Below are 5,771 nucleotides of genomic sequence, written 5' to 3' on the forward strand. Positions count from 1 at the left end.
CGATTACCCGCCGGCGCACGACTGCATGGATGCAGGAGGTAGAGCAATGCAGGAGCAATTGCCGAGTAGGACGATCTCAAGTCCGACAGACTCCTAGGAGGTTCCATGAGTCTCGAACGGTTCGTACTGGACCATGAATTGGCTGTCCGCCTGGGTTCGTTCTTGGGCATGTTGTTCATGGTCGGCCTGTGGGAGGTCGCGGCGCCCAGGCGCGCCTTGACCGTATCCAAGCTCCTGCGCTGGACCAACAACCTCGGTCTGGTGCTCCTCAATACCGCACTGCTGCGCTTGCTCTTCCCCCTGGCGGCGGTGGGGATGGCGGCCTTCTGCACCACGAACGGATGGGGCCTGATCCATCATTTCCGGGTGCCCCCCGTGATTGCCATACCCCTGGCGGTGATCGCCCTGGATTTCGTCATCTGGCTCCAGCACGTCATGGTTCATGCGGTGCCGACGCTGTGGCGGCTGCATCGGGTGCACCACGCCGATCCCGACTACGACGTAACCACCGGAACGCGCTTTCATCCCATCGAAATCGTGCTGTCCATGCTGATCAAGTTCGCCGCCATCGTCGTGCTCGGTCCGCCGGTGGTGGCGGTGGTGATCTTCGAGGTGCTGCTCAACGCCACGGCCATGTTCAACCACGGCAACATCCGTCTGTCGGCGGGGCTGGATCGGGCATTGCGCCGGTTCGTGGTCACCCCGGACATGCACCGCGTGCACCACTCCATCGAGGACGACGAGGCCAATTCCAATTTCGGTTTCAATCTGCCGTGGTGGGACCGCCTATTCGGCTCCTACCGCGACCAGCCGCGTGCCGGCCACACGGCCATGACCATCGGCATCCGCAGTCATCGCGATCCGAACGAAGTGGCGCGCCTGCCCGGCATGCTACTGTTGCCTTTCCGGGGCGCGGTCATGGGTTACGCCATCAACCGACGCGATGCTTCGAGTGCCGTGAAAGATTCCAGCACGTAATTCCGCCTATACCCCTTCTGGCGGTTGTCGGGTCGTGCGGGGTGCGTGCGTTTTTCAATGGCATGGGTCGTTGAAACAAAATCGAATTCTAGGGGAGCGTTGAAAAAGGCCTCCTGCCTTGAATCAGCACGCTGCGCAAAAACCAAAAGTAGGCGCCCTGAGGCGGCGATGGTTTTTGCTTCGCTTGCAAAATCAGAAGAGCTTCGGCGACGGGGTCGCCTCCTACGACAGCGTGCCATTTTGGCAGCCCATCCTTGGGGCCGCGCGGAAGCGCGAATCAATCGGCGCTTCCTTAGGGGGATGTCGCCCCCCACCCTGCCGCCAGAGCAATGGCCTGGGCCGGGTCGAGCCAGCCGTAGCCGGGGGCGGGGGTGCCGGGGCAGGTGGCGGGATCCAGGGGGGTGGTGCTGCGGGCCAGGATGGTGCGGATTTGAGCGTCGTCCAAGGCGGGGTTGGCGGCGCGGATGGCCTCAAGGGCCGGGGCGGCGGCGGTTCCGGCGTGCAACGCCCCGTTCATCCAAACCATGGCCCCCTCGGGGGTGAGGGCGCCGCTAAGGGCCAGGATGGGGGTGGAGGTTGAAAGGGCTGACGGTGATAAAGAACGGGGGGCGGCGGCGGGAAGGGTTCCGGCGTGGCCGTATTCCCAGCGGCTCGTGCTTAGATTGCCATCACCACCCTGGGCATCCACATAGTAACGATACCGGACGCCAGGGGTGGCAGTGGTGTCTACTGCCGACATGACGATGTCAGCGGTACGTCTACCGGTACTGGAGACAACGGGGGGGATTAGCGGTTGGATGTCGGCCCTCGTCCAATAGGCGATTTCGACCTGTCGCTCCTCTAAATTGGCATAGGGATCATCAAAAACCAAATAGCGCCACAGGGTGACATTGGCGACAGGAAGGGCATCGCCGATGCACCATGAAACAATAACCCGGTCAACATAAACTCCGTCACTGGCATCCAAACATTGAGGTTCCACGGGGATCCCGATTACATCAGGACTACATGCTGCTAATGGAAGAACCAAGGCAACCCATGAAAGAACGGATGTTGTCTTAATGTTCATGGGTATCCTACCCATTCTGGTGAAATGAATTCGTTGCGTGGGGTTGGCAAAGTCCCGGCATGGCCATGCTCGTCGCGACTGATGTTGCAACGGGCGACAGAACAAACTTGCACGAAATAATCATAGGCCATCCCCGGAATGACCGTGTTGTCATCGAATGTTATAAAAACGTCGCTGACAGGCTCCCCATGTTGATCTTTTGATGAGGTGTTGCGAAGGGCTACAACAACAGCGGTATCCCACATTGCTAAACGGACAACGTTGTCGTTACTGGCGAGTGGTTTTCGGTACAAAACATAACCCTCGGCATCACTCGATACGGGCCATTTCACCTCAACATGGTCGGTAAAAATCCCATCGCTGGCCGTGAGGCCAAGAACGTCGGGGAAGTGTACAAATACCCGACATCCAGACAGGAAAAAGAGGCAGCCCGATAAACAGGCTGCACACAATGCGCCTGGCCATATCAACCGCTTTTTGGGTGTGGTGGTTTTGATCACGATCAATTCACGTTAACGGTGACAAGACCAAAACTGTTGAACGGGTAAGCAATTTGGTCGATACGTTGCCACTGTTTCTTGTCGTCCCATTCGGTGTCGACATAGAGGTAGTGCTCGTCGGGGATCCAGAAGCACAAGCCATCAAAGTGACGTCGTTTGCTGCCCAGAACGGGCATGTAGTGGTTTTTGTATCTTCCGGCCAGACCAACATCCATCAGAATGGGGGGTCTGGCTTGGTTGATTTCGGCAACCGCCTTAGCAAATAACGACGCAGACCCTATTTCAGAAAGCAGAGGGGTATAAAAGGGGATTGGAATTCCGACGTTGGTTGAAAACCCGACCCCAAAATACGACGTTGATCCCCCACGACCCCCAAGTCCTTTATCCCGTAGATAGGCCTCGATGCCATCACTCATTTTCCACGGCAAGGTGCCCTGGGTGAGGACAGCATCGGTCCCCATGTGGCCGCGCATTGACACGAGATCGGCGTGAAGGACCGAGTCCGAGAAATTGATGTTTCTACGATCATTCGCGGTGCTGGTTGGCATCAATGACGCCCGCAACGCCGGTTTGCGCCAGCCGTGGTAGCGCAAAACGGCCAAGCCCGCAACCGGGCCGCAATTGTTGATATTCTGACCTTTGCGGGCGGCGTTTTTCAAAGAAATCAACCGCATCCAATCGTCGTTTTGGCTCTGGCGGTTGACCCCCGGCAATTGCGTGACATCCCTCCAGCTTCTGCATGGAGGAATTCTGATTTTCACGATGCCCATTACCGAGCTGCGCAGCGAGCTCACAAATCCTCCCAACGAAAAGCGGGCCAGCATCTCTTGCCGTGCGGCCAGCGGCGCTGCCGGGTCCACCCCATACGGCACCACTTCCACCGTGGCGCTTTCCTCCGGCAAATCGGCGATGGCCTGCCATTCTTGCAAACGCAGCTCTCCGGCGGTTAAGCCGGGGTCGGGCGGGGTGTCGGCGGCGGCGTAGGGATCGGCGGCCAGCATTTCGTCCAGGGTGGGGGGGAGTAAACCGGCGGCTGCGGCTTGTGCTTGCTGCTCGGCCAACGCGGCAAAACGTTGTTCATAAGCGGTTTGAGCGGCGGTGACATCGGCTTGGGTCAACTGCACCCAGCCATCGGTGTTGGTGCCAAGGGTGGGGTCGCCCATCACCAGGAAGGCCCCCAAGTCGCCCGATTCGTCCTGCACCGTCAGGTAAAGGTTGCCGGGGGGCAGGCTGAGGGCGTCGGCGACCACGGGGTGAAAGTGCCCCTGGTTGGCCAGGTGATCGAGCAATCCGGCCTTGTTGTAGTAATAGGCGGCGGGCCCCTCGGTAAAAGCCAAGGCGGCGCCAAAGTCCAGATCGGCCCCGACGACGACGCTGAAGAAGTCGCTCTCTTGCACCGTTCCGGCTCGGATTTGGGCGATCAACCCCTCTTCGTCGATCTCTTGGTAGCCCCGCACGAAGGTCATCAGCGCCACCGCGTTGGCCCCTGTGGTTTTGGCCACGTCGCGAAAAACCTGGGAATGGACCAGCAGGGTATCGCCAAACTCCTCTTGCGCCCGTTGCAGCGCCGCTTTGTAAACGGTGTCGAGGTAGTTGACGGTGGCGCTGCCCAACAGGGTGACATCGCCGCCAACCTGGGCGCTGCCGGTCAGGTACAGGTCGCCCGTCGCCCGCACGTTGCCGTGGATGGTCATCCGGCCCACCACCTCTAGGGCGCCGCTTTCCAGGTTGCCCTCCACCACCACGGCGGGGTCGAAGGGGTTTTGTACGTCGATGCGGGCGGCGCCGATTAGGGTGGCGTTGCCCCGGACCAGCAGGGCGGCGTGCAAATCAAGGTGGCTGGTTTGAAGGGTTAGGTCGCCGTCGACCAGCAGGGTTTGCCGCAAGGGAAGGTAACCGCCGCTGATGTGCCAACACCCGGTGACGGCATCGAAAAACCAGCTTCCCGGCAGGGTGGTGGGGTCGGTGGGGGTTAACAGGCCGGTGGCATCGCTGGTTTGGATGGCGCCGTCGCTGCCCAGCAGGATGGCGTGGGTGGGGGTTCCCCCAGTGGGGGTTCCCCCTTGCAGCAAGGTATCGATGGTGGGCAGTTCGGGACGCAGGGTGCGGGCGGCGGCCAAGGGGGTGTTGTTTTGGCGTTTTCGGGCAGCCCCAGCGGGGGCCTCTACCTGCCGGGCCGAGGTTAAACTCCCTGCCACCCGGCTGGTTTGGCCCCGCAGTGCCACGGCGCCGTTGGCATGAACCCCTGCCAGCACCCCATGGGTGGTCAGCGCCCCTTGGACGGTCAGATCGCCACCGCTGATCAAGGCTTGTTGGGTGAAACTGGCCGGGGTGGTGTGCACGGCGGGGACGGCGTGGGAGGAGGAGGGCGGGGGGGAATTGGCGGGGCCGGAGCTACAACCGGCGGCCAGCAACGTCAGCCCCATCAGGGCCAAAACTCGGGGGGGGGGGGCAGCAAACGCATGATGCGAACTCCTTGATCCTAAAACCGCGAAAACGACATTCGGCGCGACCTGATCCTGCCCGGTGCGATTCGGCGTGCGACCCGGCACGCTTACCCATCCTGCACCGGCGGGAAGAGGGGTGTCAAATGATCGGTCGCGCCACGCCCGCAGGTTTTGTCTCGGCGTTCTCAACCCGGCAAACTTCGGGGTCGCCCTTCCCCCATATTGGAGCCCCTCATGACCACCCTGCACATAACCCTCTCCGGCATGACCTGCGACCAATGCAAGGCCCGCGTCACCGCAGCGCTGGCCGAGGTCGAAGGGGTTGAAACGGTCGCGGTCGACCGCCTCGCCGGGATCGGCACGGTCGTCCTAAAAGAGGGGGCCGACCCCACCGCCACGCTGGCCGCCATGCAATCCGCCGTCGAGGCGGGGGGACGCTACCGCATCGAGGGGGCAGTGCCCGAAGGGTGGTGCCCCAATCCCGACGACAAGATCCTCACCCTGGGCATCGAGGGGATGACCTGCGACAAGTGCAAGGCCCACGTCACCGCAGCGCTCGCCAAGGTGCTGGGGGTCGGAGCGGTCGAGGTCGACCGGGAGGCGGGGACCGCCCGGGTCGTCATCCCCCCCTGCCTGCTCGCCCTTCCAGAGGTGCTGCGCCGCGCCCTGCACGAGGCGGTCGAGGCGGGGGGACGCTACCGGATCGTCGCCATCCTGGGGCTGCCTGTTCCCCCCGCCCCCCCCCTCGCATCTGAATCCGAAGCCGCATCCTGCCCC

Annotated in this window: 3 protein-coding genes and 1 pseudogene; 2 read left to right on the plus strand and 2 right to left on the minus strand. The window is 61.8% G+C overall.

Annotation, left to right across the window (positions count from 1 at the left end; all coding sequences use genetic code 11):
• Positions 1-105: 105 nt before the first annotated feature.
• The gene (locus tag AUJ55_05440; GenBank protein OIO58233.1) at positions 106-978 is read left to right on the plus strand and encodes a fatty acid hydroxylase; all 873 of its coding nucleotides are present in this window, start codon (positions 106-108) and stop codon (positions 976-978) included.
• 292 nt (positions 979-1,270) lie between these two features.
• Here the strand turns inward: AUJ55_05440 and AUJ55_05445 are convergent, their stop codons facing one another.
• Both AUJ55_05445 and AUJ55_05450 read right to left on the minus strand, forming a co-directional pair.
• A complete protein-coding gene (locus tag AUJ55_05445; protein ID OIO58234.1) occupies positions 1,271-1,504 on the minus strand; it encodes a hypothetical protein in 234 nt (77 codons plus the stop codon).
• Between the two features lie 1,045 nt (positions 1,505-2,549).
• Positions 2,550-4,973: a hypothetical protein gene (locus AUJ55_05450; protein OIO58235.1), complete on the minus strand. Its 2,424-nt coding sequence runs from the start codon at positions 4,971-4,973 to the stop codon at positions 2,550-2,552.
• 255 nt (positions 4,974-5,228) lie between these two features.
• Here AUJ55_05450 and AUJ55_05455 point away from each other — a divergent pair.
• Positions 5,229-5,771, plus strand: a pseudogene (locus tag AUJ55_05455) (hypothetical protein).

The organism is Proteobacteria bacterium CG1_02_64_396 (assembly GCA_001872725.1).
GTDB lineage: Bacteria > Pseudomonadota > MNWR01 > CG1-02-64-396 > CG1-02-64-396 > CG1-02-64-396.

Excerpts from the sequence above, each read along its gene's own strand:
- AUJ55_05445 (OIO58234.1), bottom strand. The coding sequence starts at position 1,504 with ATGGTTTGGATGAACGGGGCGTTGCACGCCGGAACCGCCGCCGCCCCG.
- AUJ55_05440 (OIO58233.1), top strand. The coding sequence starts at position 106 with ATGAGTCTCGAACGGTTCGTACTGGACCATGAATTGGCTGTCCGCCTG.
- AUJ55_05450 (OIO58235.1), bottom strand. The coding sequence starts at position 4,973 with ATGGGGCTGACGTTGCTGGCCGCCGGTTGTAGCTCCGGCCCCGCCAAT.